At 66.1% G+C, this 14,485-nt stretch carries 17 protein-coding genes; 9 read left to right on the top strand and 8 right to left on the bottom strand.

Annotated elements, in window-relative coordinates; all coding sequences use genetic code 11:
• Positions 1-228 precede the first annotated feature (228 nt).
• On the top strand, positions 229-783 hold the full coding sequence (locus ACLV8F_RS03740) for a Spy/CpxP family protein refolding chaperone (protein WP_411882902.1): 555 nt from the start codon (positions 229-231) through the stop codon (positions 781-783).
• Positions 784-943: 160 nt separating this feature from the next.
• On the top strand, positions 944-2,014 hold the full coding sequence (locus ACLV8F_RS03735; protein WP_411882901.1) for a flavodoxin family protein: 1,071 nt from the start codon (positions 944-946) through the stop codon (positions 2,012-2,014).
• Positions 2,015-2,126: 112 nt separating this feature from the next.
• On the opposite strand, the gene ACLV8F_RS03730 is transcribed toward ACLV8F_RS03735, so the two are convergent.
• Together ACLV8F_RS03730 and ACLV8F_RS03725 are read right to left on the bottom strand one after the other, a co-directional pair.
• On the bottom strand, positions 2,127-2,657 hold the full coding sequence (locus ACLV8F_RS03730) for a hypothetical protein (protein WP_411882900.1): 531 nt from the start codon (positions 2,655-2,657) through the stop codon (positions 2,127-2,129).
• Between the two features lie 168 nt (positions 2,658-2,825).
• The gene (locus ACLV8F_RS03725) at positions 2,826-3,143 is read right to left on the bottom strand and encodes a hypothetical protein (RefSeq protein ID WP_411882899.1); all 318 of its coding nucleotides are present in this window, start codon (positions 3,141-3,143) and stop codon (positions 2,826-2,828) included.
• A gap of 470 nt (positions 3,144-3,613) precedes the next feature.
• Between ACLV8F_RS03725 and ACLV8F_RS03720 the strand changes: the two genes are divergently transcribed.
• The 4 genes from ACLV8F_RS03720 (at position 3,614) to ACLV8F_RS03705 (ending at position 8,034) form a co-directional block, all read left to right on the top strand.
• On the top strand, positions 3,614-4,417 hold the full coding sequence (locus ACLV8F_RS03720) for an endonuclease/exonuclease/phosphatase family protein (RefSeq protein ID WP_411883017.1): 804 nt from the start codon (positions 3,614-3,616) through the stop codon (positions 4,415-4,417).
• A gap of 142 nt (positions 4,418-4,559) precedes the next feature.
• Complete coding sequence (gene clsB / locus ACLV8F_RS03715; protein WP_411882898.1) at positions 4,560-5,843, top strand: cardiolipin synthase ClsB; 1,284 nt, start codon at positions 4,560-4,562, stop codon at positions 5,841-5,843.
• 7 nt (positions 5,844-5,850) lie between these two features.
• Entirely contained in the window at positions 5,851-6,882 is a 1,032-nt protein-coding gene (locus ACLV8F_RS03710; protein ID WP_411882897.1) for a lysylphosphatidylglycerol synthase domain-containing protein, read from the top strand.
• Positions 6,883-7,095: 213 nt separating this feature from the next.
• The gene (locus ACLV8F_RS03705) at positions 7,096-8,034 is read left to right on the top strand and encodes a TIGR03915 family putative DNA repair protein (RefSeq protein WP_411882896.1); all 939 of its coding nucleotides are present in this window, start codon (positions 7,096-7,098) and stop codon (positions 8,032-8,034) included.
• A 39-nt stretch (positions 8,035-8,073) separates the two neighbouring features.
• Here the strand turns inward: ACLV8F_RS03705 and ACLV8F_RS03700 are convergent, their stop codons facing one another.
• The 3 genes from ACLV8F_RS03700 to ACLV8F_RS03690 all read right to left on the bottom strand — a co-directional run bounded on the left by ACLV8F_RS03700 (position 8,074) and on the right by ACLV8F_RS03690 (position 10,293).
• Complete coding sequence (locus ACLV8F_RS03700; protein ID WP_411882895.1) at positions 8,074-8,400, bottom strand: hypothetical protein; 327 nt, start codon at positions 8,398-8,400, stop codon at positions 8,074-8,076.
• Positions 8,401-8,516: 116 nt separating this feature from the next.
• Positions 8,517-8,930 (bottom strand): PPC domain-containing DNA-binding protein, encoded by a 414-nt coding sequence (locus ACLV8F_RS03695; RefSeq protein WP_411882894.1) that lies wholly within the window; start codon positions 8,928-8,930, stop codon positions 8,517-8,519.
• Positions 8,931-9,144: 214 nt separating this feature from the next.
• A complete protein-coding gene (locus tag ACLV8F_RS03690; protein ID WP_411882893.1) occupies positions 9,145-10,293 on the bottom strand; it encodes a metallophosphoesterase in 1,149 nt (382 codons plus the stop codon).
• A gap of 253 nt (positions 10,294-10,546) precedes the next feature.
• Between ACLV8F_RS03690 and minC the strand changes: the two genes are divergently transcribed.
• The 3 genes from minC (at position 10,547) to minE (ending at position 12,569) form a co-directional block, all read left to right on the top strand.
• The gene (gene minC, locus ACLV8F_RS03685; RefSeq protein WP_411882892.1) at positions 10,547-11,308 is read left to right on the top strand and encodes a septum site-determining protein MinC; all 762 of its coding nucleotides are present in this window, start codon (positions 10,547-10,549) and stop codon (positions 11,306-11,308) included.
• A gap of 178 nt (positions 11,309-11,486) precedes the next feature.
• Positions 11,487-12,305 (top strand): septum site-determining protein MinD, encoded by an 819-nt coding sequence (gene minD, locus ACLV8F_RS03680; protein WP_411882891.1) that lies wholly within the window; start codon positions 11,487-11,489, stop codon positions 12,303-12,305.
• 3 nt (positions 12,306-12,308) lie between these two features.
• Positions 12,309-12,569, top strand: coding sequence for a cell division topological specificity factor MinE (gene minE / locus ACLV8F_RS03675; RefSeq protein WP_411882890.1), 261 nt, complete (start codon positions 12,309-12,311; stop codon positions 12,567-12,569).
• Between the two features lie 316 nt (positions 12,570-12,885).
• Here minE and ACLV8F_RS03670 read toward each other — a convergent pair whose 3' ends face one another.
• From ACLV8F_RS03670 to ACLV8F_RS03660, 3 genes are read right to left on the bottom strand one after another with little or no spacing between them, the layout of a single operon-like run.
• Complete coding sequence (locus tag ACLV8F_RS03670) at positions 12,886-13,716, bottom strand: inositol oxygenase family protein (protein ID WP_411882889.1); 831 nt, start codon at positions 13,714-13,716, stop codon at positions 12,886-12,888.
• Between the two features lie 43 nt (positions 13,717-13,759).
• Positions 13,760-14,119, bottom strand: coding sequence for a DUF86 domain-containing protein (locus ACLV8F_RS03665; protein ID WP_411882888.1), 360 nt, complete (start codon positions 14,117-14,119; stop codon positions 13,760-13,762).
• Positions 14,109-14,417 (bottom strand): nucleotidyltransferase family protein, encoded by a 309-nt coding sequence (locus ACLV8F_RS03660; RefSeq protein ID WP_411882887.1) that lies wholly within the window; start codon positions 14,415-14,417, stop codon positions 14,109-14,111. The genes ACLV8F_RS03665 and ACLV8F_RS03660 overlap by 11 nt, the downstream gene beginning before the upstream one ends.
• Positions 14,418-14,485: the final 68 nt, after the last annotated feature.

Raw genomic sequence — 14,485 nt, 5'->3', positions numbered from 1 at the left:
CGGTGTTCACCAGCAGGGGCCGCGGAACTGGCTTCGCCAGGCCGCAGGCCCCGTCCCCTGCAAGGGGAAAAGGTACTACACGAAGTGAGTGCCGATAGGGGTGAATCTTTACCATCGGGCAATGGCTCGGAAACAGAGCGCCGCCACACTTGCTTTCAACCTGAAGCCAAAAGCCGTATGTCACGGGCGATGGATTTCAGGCTTCTTCTCTTTGAAAGGAAGTTCTCCATGAAATTCGCATTCAACCGCTCCGCTTCCCTCAACAGCCTCGTACTCGCCGGCTTGCTGGCCACGGTGGGCGCCGGTGCCATGGCACAGACGCCTCCCGCAGCACCCGCAGGTTCTCCGCCCGTCGCAGGCAAACACGTGGGCCCGCACGGCGACCGCATGGCACGCCACGACCCCGCCAAGATGCAGGCCTGGATCGCCAAGCGCCAGGCCGACCTCAAGGCCAAGCTGAAAATCACGCCCGCCCAGGAAGGCGCGTGGACCAGCTACACGGCGTCCATGCAGCCGCCCGCACCCCACGCACGTCCCACGCCTGAACAGCGCGCCGAGTTCGACAAGCTGACCACACCCCAGCGCATCGACAAGATGAAGGAAATGCGCACCCAGCGCATGGCCGACATGAACGCCGCCATGGACAAGCGCGGCGAAGCCACCAAGACCTTCTATGCCGCGTTGAGCCCCGAGCAGCAAAAGACCTTTGATACCGAGCACAAAAAGCACGGCCCGCGCGGCGGCCCCCGCCACCACGGCGGCCCGGCCCCGCAAAAAGGCTAAATAAGCCGCCAGCGCTCTGAAGCGCTCTCCCCAAGCCCGCACCCCAGCCCGGTGCGGGCTTTTTTGTGCCTGGCCCATTTCGCCAGACATCACCGAAAGCCCGCGTAGGACCGCATCGAATGCACCCGTTGACACAGTGCGCGCTGACTAAACTGGGCCGATGATCAAGATCCGCAAAGGCCAGGCGCCGGCCGTCCTGTCACGCAGTGCGTTCCACGAACGCTTCATGCAATCCTTTGTGGACCCGGCTTTCCGCGATGAAGACGACGCCCTGGCGCGTGTCGAAACGCTGGCCTGGGACGCCTACAAGGAAGGCCGCAAGGCGCCCTTCACGCGCAAGGCCGGCAAGGGTTTTGCCGACCCCGACTACGAGCTCTCCACCGAATGGCTGGAAACCCGCGCGCGCCTGAAAAAAGCCGCGGCCGAATGGAAAAAACCCGGCACACCGTCCCGCGTGCTGCTCATCTGCGGCTCGGCCCGCAACGACGGCACCTGCCCCGGCGAAATCTCCAAGACCTGGCGCTTGCTCAACACGGCCAAGACCACGCTCGAAAGCGCCGGCATGCAGGCCGACGTGCTGGACCTGAGCCTGCTGACCTCGAGCTACAACCTGAACATCCACCCGTGCAAGGGCTGCGTCTCCACCGCCATGCCGCTGTGCCACTGGCCCTGCAGCTGCTACCCCAACCACTCGCTCGGCCAGACCAGCGACTGGATGGCAGAGATCTACGAACGCTGGACGGCCGCGCACGGCGTCATCATCCTCACGCCGGTCTACTGGTACCAGTCGCCCAGCCCGCTCAAGCTCATGGTCGACCGCCTGGTCTGCGCCGACGGCGGCAACCCCGACCCCACCAGCACCCACGGCAAGACGCCCTCGGAAGCCAAGTCGCTGGAGATGAAAGGCTGGGACTATCCCAAGCACCTGGCCGGCCGCGCCTACGGCGTGGTGGTGCACGGCGACGTCGCCGGCATCGAGGGCGCGCGGCGCAGCCTGACCGACTGGCTGGACTGGATGGGCCTCATAGACGCCGGCAGCCAGGCCAGGCTGGACCGCTTCATCGGCTACTACGAACCCTATGCCACCAGCCACAACACGCTGGACGCCGACAAGGCTGTGCTGGCCGAAGTGCGCAACGTGGCAAAAGCGGTGGCCGGCGCGGTGAAGGAACTGCGCGCGGGCACCTTGTCGCAACCGGACAAAAACCTGCAACGGCCACGGCCCAAATAAAAGCCGCCCAAAAAAATACCGGGCGGCAGGTCAAGCCCGCGCCCGGTCATTCGGTATTGGCAAGAACCCAGGCGCACGGGGCGCCTGGATTCAAGCCTTGCGTGTCAAACGCCTACTTGGTGCCGCCGCTCAGGTCGGCGCCACCCTTCACGCGCGCGCTGCCCTGCACACCGGCAGCGGCATTGCCCACACCGTTGCTCACGCCGTTGTAGGTGCGTTTGGCGCCGCTCTTCACGGCGCTGCCCGTGCGGGCAACGACACGGCCGGTGCTGTCCACCGCGCCGGCGGCCTGGCCGCCGATCTTGCTGGCGCCCTGGCTCACACCAGAGGCATTGACACCGGTACTGGCGCCCACGCCGACACGGCCGGCAGCAGCGCCAGAACCGCTGTCACCGCCACCACCGGCTGCCGCATTGGCGCGCACGCCGGCATCAATGTTGGTGTTCTGGCCGAGCGACACGCCCAGGCCCGCGCCCGTGTTGGCGGCAGCGCCTGTGGTGCGTGCACCTGTGCCGGCATTCACGCCGACACCGGCTCCCACGCCGACGCCCAGGCCTTGCGCAAACACGCCGGGGGATGCGAACGCGGCGGCCAGCGTCAAGGCGGCAGCGGCGGGAATGGAACGAATAAAGAACTTGGACATATCAATCTCCTTGGAAAAACGATGGGCTTGCCGGAAGGCAGCCCACCTGTGCGGGGCCGCGGCAAAAACGCCTTGGCCCCACCACGGCCTGTCAGGGCCGGGGCGCCTCAAGCGCATGGACGCGGCGTTTCACGGCCCGGCCATGCCCCTGAAGCGGGTTGGGTTGGCTTACTTGGTACCACCGGTGATGGGCGGGGCGCCTGCGCTGGACGTGGCCGCCATGTCGCGTGCGGCCTGCTTGCTGGCCTTCTTGGCGGCGCGTTTGTCACGCTTTTCAGCCTTGGCGGCGGTGCGCGCATCAGCATCCTTGGCCATGCCGCCGGTCGGGGCGGGGGTCACAGCGTCCTTGGAGCTGGTGCTGCCGGCGATCGGCGTGCTGCCGGACGGCGTGGTGGCGTTGGTCTGTGCATGAACCTGCACACCGAACAACATGGCTGCGGCGATGGCGGCAGCGGCGGGAACGGAACGCATCGAGTACTTCTTCATAGTCTTTTCCTTCTTCAGTTGGCCCCTGTGGATAAGGTAAGGCAGCGGATGTTGAGATACGCCCTGATCTGTTGACGGGGCTGATTTCAATTTAACGAGCCCCCACCGGGGGTCTTATCGGAGAGGCACGCCGAGCCTTGTAGGACACTGCGCCCGTGGCCTGTGTTTGTGTCCGCCACCCATACCGTGCGTGGTTAGTGCGTGCTTAACAAGAGCGCTGTACAACAAGGAAATAAGTTTCTGTCCTACACATGCGCGAATGCACGCGGGATCACAATGAATGCCTTGGGTGACCACCCGGCCTACCTGTCACCTGTTGCCACCTGTTTACCTTGGCGCCTCAACCGCGTCCCGCTTCCCTTATGCAGCCATTGCCTTCCGACCCATCCGATTCCATTCCCCGCGGCGCGCCCGATGCGCTGTCCGTCGCCGTGCCCGTGACGCCGCCCAAAGCCGGCACGCAGGTCGACATGGCCGCCGTGGAGGCCGACACGCAGACCGCGCTGGCCGCCGCCAGCGCCGAGTCCTCGTTCTCCTTCAAGGTGCTCACGGTCAACATCCACAAGGGCTTTACCTTCTTCAACCGCAAGTTCATCCTGCCCGAGCTGCGCGAAGCCGTGCGCAGCGTCGGCGCCGACGTGGTGTTCCTGCAGGAAGTGACGGGCAACCACGTCAAGCATGCCGACAAGTTCGACAACTTCCCCGATGCGCCGCATTACGAATTCCTGGCCGACACCATCTGGCCGCAGTTCGCCTACGGCCGCAACGCCGTCTACACAAACGGCCACCACGGCAACGCGGTGCTGTCCAAATTTCCCATCGTGCGCTTTGAAAACCGCGACGTCTCCATCAGCGGCCCCGAGCGCCGCGGCCTGCTGCATTGCGAACTGCAGATCCCCGGCCGCAACGTCAACGTGCATGCCATCTGCGTGCACCTGGGCCTGATGGAAACCCACCGCGAAAAGCAGATGGACATGCTCTGCGAACTCGTGCGCAAAGACATCCCGCCGCACGCCCCCGTGGTGGTGGCCGGCGACTTCAACGACTGGCGGCACCGCGCCCACGCGCGGCTTGAAAAAGGCGCCGAGCTGCACGAGGTCTTCGTGCAGGCCAACGGCCATGCGGCGCGCACCTTCCCCGCGCGCCTGCCCCTGCTGCGCCTGGACCGCATCTACGTGCGCAACGCCATCGGCCACGCGCCGGTGGTGCTGCCGTTGCGGCCCTGGTCGCACCTCTCAGACCATGCGCCCCTAGCGGCAGAAATCGAGCTTTAGAAATGGCCCCCACGCTTTTCGCTTCGTGTAATGCGCTGCCCCCCGAGAGGGCCGCTGCGCCTGCGGCCCGGCAAAGCCGGTTCCGCGGCCCCTGCTGGCTTGACGCTGCGGGTTCGATCCCATCCGCGACCAAGGAGGCTTCATGTCGAGGTGGGTAAGTGGCAACAAGTTTCGCCTGCTTGAAAACGGCGAGGAATTTTTCCCGCGCGTGTTCGAATGCATCGCCGCCGCCAAGCGCGAAGTCGTGGTCGAAACCTTCATCCTGTTTGAGGACAAGGTCGGCGAAGAACTGCACGCGGCCCTGCACCAGGCGGCGCGGCGCGGCGTGCAGGTCGACCTCACCATAGACGGCTACGGCTCGCCCGACCTGTCGCCCGAATTCCTCTCCACCCTCACACGCGCCGGCGTGCGTGTGCATGTGTTCGACCCGGGCCCCAAGCTCTGGGGCTGGCGCACCAACCTGTTTCGCCGCATGCACCGCAAGATCGTGGTGGTCGACGGCGAGCGCGCCTTCGTCGGCGGCATCAATTATTCGGCCGACCACCTGGCCGACTTCGGCCCCCAGGCCAAGCAGGACTACGCCGTTGAAATCGAAGGCCCGCTGGTCGCCGACATCCACAGCTTTGTGCACCGGGCCCTGGCCGCCGGCTGGCGCAATGCCGGCGCCGAACCGCCCGAAGGCCTGCGCGAGCGCCTGGCCGGCCACGCGCGTTCGCTGGCAGGCGCCTTGCGCCGCGACAACATTCCCGCGCCCGCGGGCGACGCCTCGGCGCTCTTCGTCACCCGCGACAACCGCAAGCACACCAACGACATCGAGCGCCACTACCGCGCCGCCATACGCACCGCGCGCAGCCGCGTCATCATCGCCAATGCCTATTTCTTCCCCGGCTACCGGCTGCTCAAGGAAATGCGCCGGGCCGCCAGGCGCGGCGTCGACGTGCGCCTCATCCTGCAGGGCGAGCCCGACATGCCCATCGTCAAGACCGCCGCCAGCATGCTGTACCACCACCTGCTGGACGCCGGCGTGCGCATCTACGAATACTGCGAGCGCCCGCTGCACGGCAAGGTCGCCGTCGTCGACGACGAATGGGCCACCGTGGGCTCCAGCAACCTCGACCCTCTCAGCCTGTCGCTGAACCTGGAGGCCAACGTCGTCATCCGCGACCGCGCCTTCAACCAGGAGCTCGGCAACCGGCTCGACGCGCTGATGCAGCACAGCTGCAAACAAATCGACCGCAAAGACCTGATGGAGCCCAGCTGGTGGCGCACCGTGCGCAGCTACTTCGTCTTCCACCTGCTGCGCCGCTACCCGGCCTGGGCCGGCTGGCTGCCGGCGCACGCGCCGCGCCTCACACCCGCCGGGCTAGACCTTCCCCCGGCCGGCGGCTCCGATCCCGAGCCGGTGGGCCAGGCCAAACCCGTGTGAGCGCCTGATGGCCGACAGCCTGCCTCTTGCGCATCCCTCGCGCCCCGCGCGTGTCCCCCTGCGCGGTCGTCCCTGGTGGCCCTGGTTGCGGCGCGCCCTCACCACCGTGTTCTTCCTGCTGGTCGCCGGCCTGCTGGTGTCGCAGGCGCGCAGCATTGAATGGGCCGAAGTGCTCACTTCACTGGAGCAATACCCGCTCACCGCCGCCTGGGGCGCGGTGGCGCTCGCCGTGGCCAGCTTCACGCTCTACAGCTGCTTTGACCTGCTGGGCCGGCGCTACACCGGCCACACGCTCAGCACCCCCACCGTCATGCTGGTCACCTTCACCAGCTACGCCTTCAACCTCAACCTGGGCTCGCTGGTGGGCGGTGTGGCCTTCCGATTTCGCCTGTATTCGCGCCTGGGCCTGGCGCCCGGCGCCATCACCCGCATCATGTCCATCAGCATGCTGGCCAACTGGATGGGCTATGTGCTGCTGGCCGGCCTGGTCTTCAGCCTGCACCCGCCCACCTTGCCGCCCGACTGGCCCGTCAGCGCCGGCCACCTGCGCCTGGCCGGCCTCGCGCTGCTGGCGGTCGCTGCGGCCTACCTGGCCATCTGCGCCTTCACCCGCCAGCGCCATTTCGAGCTGCGCGGCCACACCATCGAACTGCCCGCGCCGCGCCTGGCCTGCCTGCAGCTGCTGATGGGCGCCGGCAACTGGCTCGTCATGTCCGGCGTCCTGTTCATCCTGCTGCAGCACCGCATCGAGTTCTCCGCCGTCGTCGCCGTGCTGCTGCTGGCCGCCGTGGCCGGCGTCATCACCCACATACCGGCCGGCCTTGGCGTGCTCGAGGCCGTGTTCGTCGCCCTGCTCTCGCACCTGATGCCGCAGGCCGAACTGCTGGCCGCCCTGGTCGCCTACCGCGTCATCTATTACCTGGCGCCGCTGGGCATTGCCAGCGCCGTCTACCTCGCCATGGAGGCCCGCGCCAAAAAACTCAAGCGGGCGGGCCGCGCAAGCCAGTCCCCGCGAAACGCCCGCCCCGCGCCGCGCTGAGCCTCCCCCTCCCACCCGCAGGCTCTTTGCGGGAGCTTTAGGCGCCAAAGCCACATCCCGCCAGGGTTTTCACGCTCATCCTTGTGTCCATGACCACAAACTACTGTATATTGATACAGTGTTTTGTGATGTTCTCTTTCCCGGCGATGCGACGCCCGCACCCGGGAAGTCGGCTTCTTTGCCTACAGCCGCGCTTGAACCCGTAGCGGCACCATGAAGTCAGACCGTAAAGAAGAAAGGATGTACCGCATGGGCGTGATGAATGACCTGCTGACGACCGACCTCTTTCCCCAAGCCTTGCTGCCCGTGCGGCTGCAGGGCCAGACGGACTTTGAAGGCTTTCGCCGTGCCGCGCGCGGCCTGCTGGCGCAGAACATCCTGCCCGAGCAGGTCAGCTGGCAGTGCGGCGATGCGCCCCTCGAAAGCCCCCCGGCCGCCGGCACCGCCCACAGCCCGACGCTCAGCGACGCCCCAGCCGTCCATGTGCCGCCCGAATTTTTCGCCATGTGCCAGGCCGCCGTGATGCACCACAACCCGCAACGCTTCAAGCTGCTCTACCGCCTGCTGTGGCGCCTGGTGCACGAGCCCCAACTGCGCCACAACCCGCTGGACGCCGACATGGAACAAGCCCGCCAGATGGCCGAAGACGTGCGCCAGGACATGCAGGCCATGAAGGCCCAGCTGCGCTTTCGCTCGGTGCAGGACGACACCTTCCGCGCCCGTCCCCTGGCCGGCCCGCTGCACGTGGCCTGGTACCAGCCCGAGCACCACATCGTCGACGCAGTCGCCCCCTTCTTCGCCAAACGCTTTTCCCAGATGCGCTGGGCCATCCTCACGCCCGAAAGCAGCGTCGAATCCGACTACCTGGGCCCGCAGGATGCTGGCGCCAGCGGCGACGGGCTGACCGCCCTGCGCTTCGGCCCCGGTGCGGACCCGCAGGACGCGCCCGACCTGGACGCCGCCGAACAGCAATGGCTCACGCAGTACGAGCAGGTGTTCCACCCCGCGCGCCTCAGGAGGCGGCGCATGATGCAAAAAGCCACGGCCTCGCCGCAGCGCTACCGCAAGGGCCGCGGCGCGGCAGGCCGCAAGACCCACGCACCCAGGGCGCAAAGCCCAGGCCAGGCCGCCATCAGCCCGTCTTTGTCATAAGCGCCTGGCGCCCGCAAGGCGCGGGCAAGGTACGGACACTCAGGGCCTGCTGGGGCCCGATGCCGGCACCCCAGGCCGCAACACCGTATCCCGTTCGTCAAAACTGCCCGGCGGCTGCACCGGCCGCGTGCTCGAGTCGCGCGGGTCCGGCGGCGGGGGCGGCGTGTTGTCAGGCGGCAATTGCGCGCGGCGCGCCGGGTTGCGGTTCAGCGGGTTCGTCTGCGGCACGCTTGTCCCAGGCGCAGCGGTGGGCGGCGGCACCGCTGATACAGGGGGCGTTTGCATGGTTTGCGCCGCCGCCCATGGCCCGGCCAGCAGGGCCAGCGTGGCGCCCAGCGCATAAGTGAAAACCTGTTTGTTCCGCATGGCTTGATCTCCTTGAATCCGTACGCTGGTCCCGCGCAGGGTTGACCAATTCACTCTACGCCGATTCGCCGCCACGTGTCATCGCCCGGAATGCCAGCGCCGCTGTCAGGGCCGGCCTACAGAACCGGCCTGGCCACCAGTTCCATAAACCCGGTCTGCGCATCATGCTCACGCGTGAACACCCAGCCCGGCAAGGGCGCCAGCACAATCTCCGCCGTGGTCCGCACAATGCAGCCCGCCATCACATGCCCGCCCCGCATCTCCCCGCGCGCCGTCGCCACACTGGCATGCAGGTGCGCGCCGTCGGGGCTCAGCGTGCCCGACAGCGTGATCAGCTCCAGCGGCTCCGCCAGCACCGTGCCGCCGGGCTCGGCTGCGTAGCGCAGGACGGCGTGGGACAGGCTGCCCACGGCGGAGATGATGCAGGCCGCTGTAGTGTTCTGTTCCGCCCGCAACTGGACAAAAGCGGTGTTCAGCGCGGCGCGGAGGTCTTGGCCCGGGCTCAGGCGGAGGACATGGGTTTGGGGCATGGAGTGAGGTTAACGTTGTGATGGGGGTTGTTCAAGAGGTGGGGACAGGAATACCTTCGCGCTCTTCCTTCTTGTCCCCTCTCCCTCTGGAAGAGGGTTAGGGTGAGGGCCCGCAGCCTTCGCACCCGCAGCAACACATCAACCGCCGACCCGGCCAGCAACCCTACGCAGAGGGCACAGGCGCGCAAGCCGGCGCAAGACCCGGCAAAGAAACCTACGCAGCAACCAATCTCAGCGCCGTGATTTCAGACGGCGCCCCAAACCGTTTGGGCGGCCCCCAATACCCCGTCCCGCGACTCGTATAAACCCACAGGTTCTGCAGCTTGTGCAGGCCCGCCGTGAAGGGCTGCTGGAAGCGCACAAACAGATTCCATGGGTAGAACTGCCCGCCATGCGTATGGCCCGACAGCTGCAAATCAAAGCCCGCCTTGGCGGCCGCAGCCGCGCTGCGCGGCTGGTGGGCCAGCAGCACGCGCACTGCCTCCAGCGGTGCGCCGCGCAGGGCCGCTTCCGGGTCGCTGCGGTGGGCCGGGTCGAAGTGGCCGGCGCTGTAATCGGTCACGCCGGCCAGCACCAGCGGCTTGCCGTCGTCGCCCGGTGAGCGAATCACCACGTGTTCGTTCAGCAGCACCGTCAGGCCCAGGCGGCGCAGCTCGTCGACCCAGGCGTGGGCGCCTGAGTAGTACTCATGATTGCCGGTGACAAAAAAAGTACCGTGGCGCGACTTCAAATCGGCCAGCGGCGCGGTGTGGGCGGCCAACTCTGCCACCTTGCCGTCGACCAGGTCGCCGGTGATGGCCACCACGTCGGCGTCCAGCGCGTTGACCTTGTCGACGATGCGGCGCAGGTATTCGTGCTTGATGGTGGGGCCGACGTGGATGTCGCTGATCTGCGCCAGGGTAAAGCCCTGCAGCGCGGGCGGCAGGCCCTTGATGGGCACGTCGACCTTCACCACGGCGGCGGTGCGCCGCGCATTCAAAAAGCCCAGCACCGTGACCAGCACGCCCAGCAGCGGCACGGCTTCGGCCGAGGCGATGCGCAGCCAGGCCAGCGACAGGCGGCCGGGCGCCAGCATGTCGGCCAGCCACAGCAGCAGCAGGCCGGCGTCGCGCGCGACCGTCAGCACAAACATGGACGAGAACAGGCCCATGAAGAGCAGGCCCACCCAGGTCAGCACCTCGGCCAGCGGTTGTTTGGCCACGCGCCCGGCCATCAGGCCCAGCGGCATCAGCAAGGCGGACAGCACCAGGCCGACGATCAGCAGCCATTGGCCGGCAGGATGGGCGTCAAGCCCCGGCACAAGGCGTGCGCCGATGTAAACATGGAGCAGCGCGGTTACAAGCGCCAGCGGCAGGAAGTTCATGAAAAGTCCAGAGTGATGAGCCCCGCATATGGGTGCATGCCGCATGCATTCAATGCCGGCGCGGCTATTTGCGACGGGCGGCGGCGGTGCACCAAGGCCGTGCGCGCGGCTAGCGGGCGTTTCATGCGCTCACAAGTGCGACAAAGCGTGCGCGGGAATACGCGGCTTTGCGGGCTACCCTCGGCCCTTCTTTTCATTTGCCGCTTTTTGCCGCATATCAGCCGGCCTCCTCCGCCCATGCGCCTATGACCCTATGACCGTCGCCCTCCAGGCCACCACTCCCGCCACCTTTGAAATCAAGAGCGCCAACCTGCCGCTGGTAGCCTTGCTGCTGAAGTCCACCGACCTTGTCGCCCTGGCGCGCGAGCTGGAAGCGCGCTTCGGCGACATCCCCGACTTCTTCGACCAGGACGCGCTGATGATCGACCTGTCGCCACTGCCCGATGCGGCGGGCGAGGTCGACTTCCCCGCGTTGATCAGCCTGCTGGGCAGCTACCAGCTGGTGCCTCTCTGCGCCAAAGGCGGCAGCCCCGCGCAGATGGCGGCGGCGCTGCAGGCCGGTTTGCTGCCCGTGCCTGATGCGCACCTGGTGGCCGCGCGGCCCGCGGTAGCGGCGCCGCCCGCACCCGCCATGCCAACGCCTGTGGCTCCCGTGCATCTGGAGCCCCAGGGCGCGCTGGTCATCGACAAGCCCTTGCGCTCGGGCCAGCAGGTCTATGCGCGCGGCCGCGACCTGGTGGTGCTGGCCATGGTCAATGCCGGCGCCGAAGTCATTGCCGACGGCCACATCCACGTCTATGCGCCGCTGCGCGGCAAGGCCATGGCCGGCGCGCGCGGCAACACCGAGGCGCGCATCTTCTCGCTCACGCTCGAGGCCGAACTGCTGTCGATCGCCGGCGTCTACCGCACCAGCGAACACCCGCTGCCGCCCGGCATGGCCGGCAAGCCCACGCAGGTGCGGCTGGTGCCGGGTGACGAGGGTGACAAGCTGGTCATGAGCGTCATGACCGCGTAGAACATGGCCCCCACGCTTTTCACTTCGCCTTCGGCTCCGTGTAATGCGCTGCCCCCCGAGGGGGCGCTGCGCCTGCAGCCCGGCAAAGCCGGTTCCGCGGCCCCGACTGAACCATGCGGGGCACGCACCGGAAAACCGTGACTGATCTCTCTTTCGCTCTCAAAAGGACATTTATCTAATGGCAAAAATCATTGTGGTCACCTCCGGCAAGGGCGGCGTGGGCAAAACCACCACCAGCGCCAGCTTTGCCACCGGCCTGGCGTTGCGCGGCCACAAAACCGCCGTCATCGACTTCGACGTGGGCCTGCGCAACCTGGACCTCATCATGGGCTGCGAGCGCCGCGTGGTGTATGACCTCATCAACGTGATCCAGGGCGAAGCCACGCTGAACCAGGCGCTCATCAAGGACAAGCAGTGCCACAACCTGTTTGTGCTGGCCGCCTCGCAGACCCGCGACAAGGACGCGCTGAGCAAAGCCGGCGTCGAGAAGGTGCTGAAAGACCTGGCCGGCATGGACTTCGAATACATCGTCTGCGATTCGCCCGCCGGCATTGAGACCGGCGCGCTGATGGCCATGCACTTCGCCGACGAGGCGCTGGTGGTGACGAATCCCGAGGTGTCCTCGGTGCGCGACTCCGACCGCATCCTCGGCATGCTGTCGAGCAAGACCCAGCGCGCGATCGCCGGTGGCGACCCGATCAAGGAGCACCTGCTGATCACCCGCTACAACCCCGGCCGCGTCGACCAGGGCCAGATGCTGTCGCTGGACGACATCCAGGACATCCTGCGCATCAAGCTCATAGGCGTGATCCCCGAATCCGAATCGGTGCTGCAGGCCTCCAACCAGGGCGTGCCGGCCGTGCACATGCAGGGCAGCGACGTCTCCGAAGCCTACAAGGACGTGGTCGACCGCTTCCTGGGCGACAAGGACAAGCCCATGCGTTTCATCGACGCACAAAAGCCCGGGCTCTTCAAGCGCTGGTTCGGGGGGAAATAAAGCATGGCGTCCTTCCTGTCCTTCCTGCTCGGCGAAAAGAAAAAAACCGCCAGCGTCGCCAAGGAGCGGCTGCAGATCATCCTGGCCCACGAGCGGACGGGGCGCGGGCATGAGCCCGACTACCTGCCCGCACTGCAGCGGGATTTGATTGCGGTGATTGCCAAATACGTCCGGATCAATCCCAATGACATCAAGCTGCACCTCGAGCGGCAAGACAACCTGGATGTGCTGGAAGTCAAGATTGAGTTGCCCGACAAGAAGTGACCCGAAACCTGGATGACGTCTTTGGCTGTTCGGTATTTGGCGTTCGGTATTCCTGCTCCCACCCCTTGTGGATGCGCCGAGGAGCGCAGGGCCAGACGGATCAGGGCTGGCGTTGTCTGAGCGAAGCGCAGCGTAGCGAGTTTAGCCAGACCCCGGCTGGACCGAGCACCACAGGTTGCCCGCAGCGAAGCGGAGGGACGCAGCAACCAGGGTCGCCTTTTCTTTGCTTACGTTCTTTTGGCGAAGCAAAAGAAAGTGAGTTGCCGCCGGGCAACCCCCGGCCAGCAAGCCTCAGCAAAAAGCGCAGAAACCGAACTCACAGCTTAAGCTGTGAAGGCAAGTATCTAGCCATGAGCTCGTCGTAATAAGCCCTCAACTCCGCCAGAACCGGCGGCCGCTCATTCTTCGAATAAAGGTCGTAGGCGTTGAACTTCTGCACCCACGGGAGATGCGCCGCATCCTGGGCATCGGTCAAGTGCCCATACGCCCCTTCCCTGTGCCACGCATAAAACGAGTGATACCGGATCATGTACAGCGCCGGCAGCGGCAAATGCGTCTTCATCAGCTGGTACAGGTACTCGTCATGACCCCATGACATGTGCACCGCATCCAGCCCACAGCCCGGCGTGTAGATGCCGTTCTCGCTGCTGTAGCGCGCGTCGCCGCTGTCCGGGTTCAAGCCGAAGTACTCGGGGTAGACGATGCGGTCTGAAAACCGGCAGCCCACCGGAAAGGTGTCGCCCACCACCGCCCACTGCGGCTCGCCGAACAGGCACAGCACCTTGCCCAGGTCGTGGATAAAACCCGTCAGCACAAACCAGTCCGGGTGGCCGTCGGCGCGTATCGCTTCGGCGGTTTGTAATAAGTGGCTGATCTGGGGCAGCTCGATGTCGGGGTCCGACTCGTCGACCAGCGTGTTGAGGAACTCCAGCGCCGCCCAGGGCGTCATTTCGCGCTGACCGAACTTCAGCCACTGGGCTTTTTTGGCCAGCACAAAGTCCAGCGTCTGGTGCTGGTGGTTGTTGCGGTAGAAGCTGCGCACACGGTCTATGCCCGGCTGCGCATAGTCGCGGTAGGCCGCGCGTTCGGGCTCGCTGGCCAGCAGGGCGATGGGTGGGGATGAGGGGCTGGCGGCGGTGTGGGGCATGGCGGCGTTCATCTGCGATTGTAGAAAAGCCGGGCTCGCAAGGCTACCGGCTCAGCCCTGGTCCAGTTCCTGAAGCAGCCCGCTCACTGCCGCCTTTAGCTGGGGCAGGGAATGCTGAATGACCTCCCCAGACTGTGTCGTGGTCTACCCGGGCATAGCCGTGGATCAACTGGTTCCTGAAAGCCACGATCTGCGGCAGGTAGGGGACACGAGCGGCCAGGTCAGGCCGTATCTTGGCCAACTGGTTCAGCGCCTCGCCGATGATTTCAAACTTGCGCTCCACCGCCGAGTACACCAGCGGTGTGCCGGCATAACCCCCGGCATCGAGCCCGGCCGTGAATTGCCCAATGGTGGAGGCGGCCTCCTGTACATCCCACAACCAGGCCCGCGGATCACGCTGCATAGACGAGCTCACGCGAACTGTTGATACCGGCCAGCACGTAGGGGTTGCGCACGCTGCGCGGCTCCACCAGATCCACACCGCGCCCGAGCAACTGCTCCAGTTCGGACTTCAAGGCAAAGTAGCCGTCCAGGCCGCGCTTGGCGCCCGGTGCGAACTCCACCAGGAAATCCGCATCGCTTTGTTGCGGGTCAAAGTCCGTGCCGCGCGCAGCCGAGCCAAACACTTCCAGCTTCTGGATGTGCAGGCGCCGGCAGATGCGCGAAATGTCCGCGCGTTTTTGGTCGATCAGGGAGTGCATCCTGGCGCAATAGTACCAGCGAGGCCTCGCATCCTGATGGCGATTTTTGCGGCTCACGGGAAAAGCCT

It is taken from the genome of Polaromonas sp. YR568, assembly GCF_943369675.1.
Lineage (GTDB): Bacteria > Pseudomonadota > Gammaproteobacteria > Burkholderiales > Burkholderiaceae_C > Polaromonas.
The sequence above is the reverse complement of the archived record's forward strand: the minus strand, read 5'-3'. Positions and strand labels throughout refer to the sequence as shown.

Excerpts from the sequence above, each read along its gene's own strand:
- ACLV8F_RS03740 (WP_411882902.1), top strand. The coding sequence starts at position 229 with ATGAAATTCGCATTCAACCGCTCCGCTTCCCTCAACAGCCTCGTACTC.
- ACLV8F_RS03735 (WP_411882901.1), top strand. The coding sequence starts at position 944 with ATGATCAAGATCCGCAAAGGCCAGGCGCCGGCCGTCCTGTCACGCAGT.
- ACLV8F_RS03730 (WP_411882900.1), bottom strand. The coding sequence starts at position 2,657 with ATGTCCAAGTTCTTTATTCGTTCCATTCCCGCCGCTGCCGCCTTGACG.
- ACLV8F_RS03725 (WP_411882899.1), bottom strand. The coding sequence starts at position 3,143 with ATGAAGAAGTACTCGATGCGTTCCGTTCCCGCCGCTGCCGCCATCGCC.
- ACLV8F_RS03720 (WP_411883017.1), top strand. The coding sequence starts at position 3,614 with ATGGCCGCCGTGGAGGCCGACACGCAGACCGCGCTGGCCGCCGCCAGC.
- clsB (WP_411882898.1), top strand. The coding sequence starts at position 4,560 with ATGTCGAGGTGGGTAAGTGGCAACAAGTTTCGCCTGCTTGAAAACGGC.
- ACLV8F_RS03710 (WP_411882897.1), top strand. The coding sequence starts at position 5,851 with ATGGCCGACAGCCTGCCTCTTGCGCATCCCTCGCGCCCCGCGCGTGTC.
- ACLV8F_RS03705 (WP_411882896.1), top strand. The coding sequence starts at position 7,096 with ATGAAGTCAGACCGTAAAGAAGAAAGGATGTACCGCATGGGCGTGATG.
- ACLV8F_RS03700 (WP_411882895.1), bottom strand. The coding sequence starts at position 8,400 with ATGCGGAACAAACAGGTTTTCACTTATGCGCTGGGCGCCACGCTGGCC.
- ACLV8F_RS03695 (WP_411882894.1), bottom strand. The coding sequence starts at position 8,930 with ATGCCCCAAACCCATGTCCTCCGCCTGAGCCCGGGCCAAGACCTCCGC.
- ACLV8F_RS03690 (WP_411882893.1), bottom strand. The coding sequence starts at position 10,293 with ATGAACTTCCTGCCGCTGGCGCTTGTAACCGCGCTGCTCCATGTTTAC.
- minC (WP_411882892.1), top strand. The coding sequence starts at position 10,547 with ATGACCGTCGCCCTCCAGGCCACCACTCCCGCCACCTTTGAAATCAAG.
- minD (WP_411882891.1), top strand. The coding sequence starts at position 11,487 with ATGGCAAAAATCATTGTGGTCACCTCCGGCAAGGGCGGCGTGGGCAAA.
- minE (WP_411882890.1), top strand. The coding sequence starts at position 12,309 with ATGGCGTCCTTCCTGTCCTTCCTGCTCGGCGAAAAGAAAAAAACCGCC.
- ACLV8F_RS03670 (WP_411882889.1), bottom strand. The coding sequence starts at position 13,716 with ATGCCCCACACCGCCGCCAGCCCCTCATCCCCACCCATCGCCCTGCTG.
- ACLV8F_RS03665 (WP_411882888.1), bottom strand. The coding sequence starts at position 14,119 with ATGCAGCGTGATCCGCGGGCCTGGTTGTGGGATGTACAGGAGGCCGCC.
- ACLV8F_RS03660 (WP_411882887.1), bottom strand. The coding sequence starts at position 14,417 with ATGCACTCCCTGATCGACCAAAAACGCGCGGACATTTCGCGCATCTGC.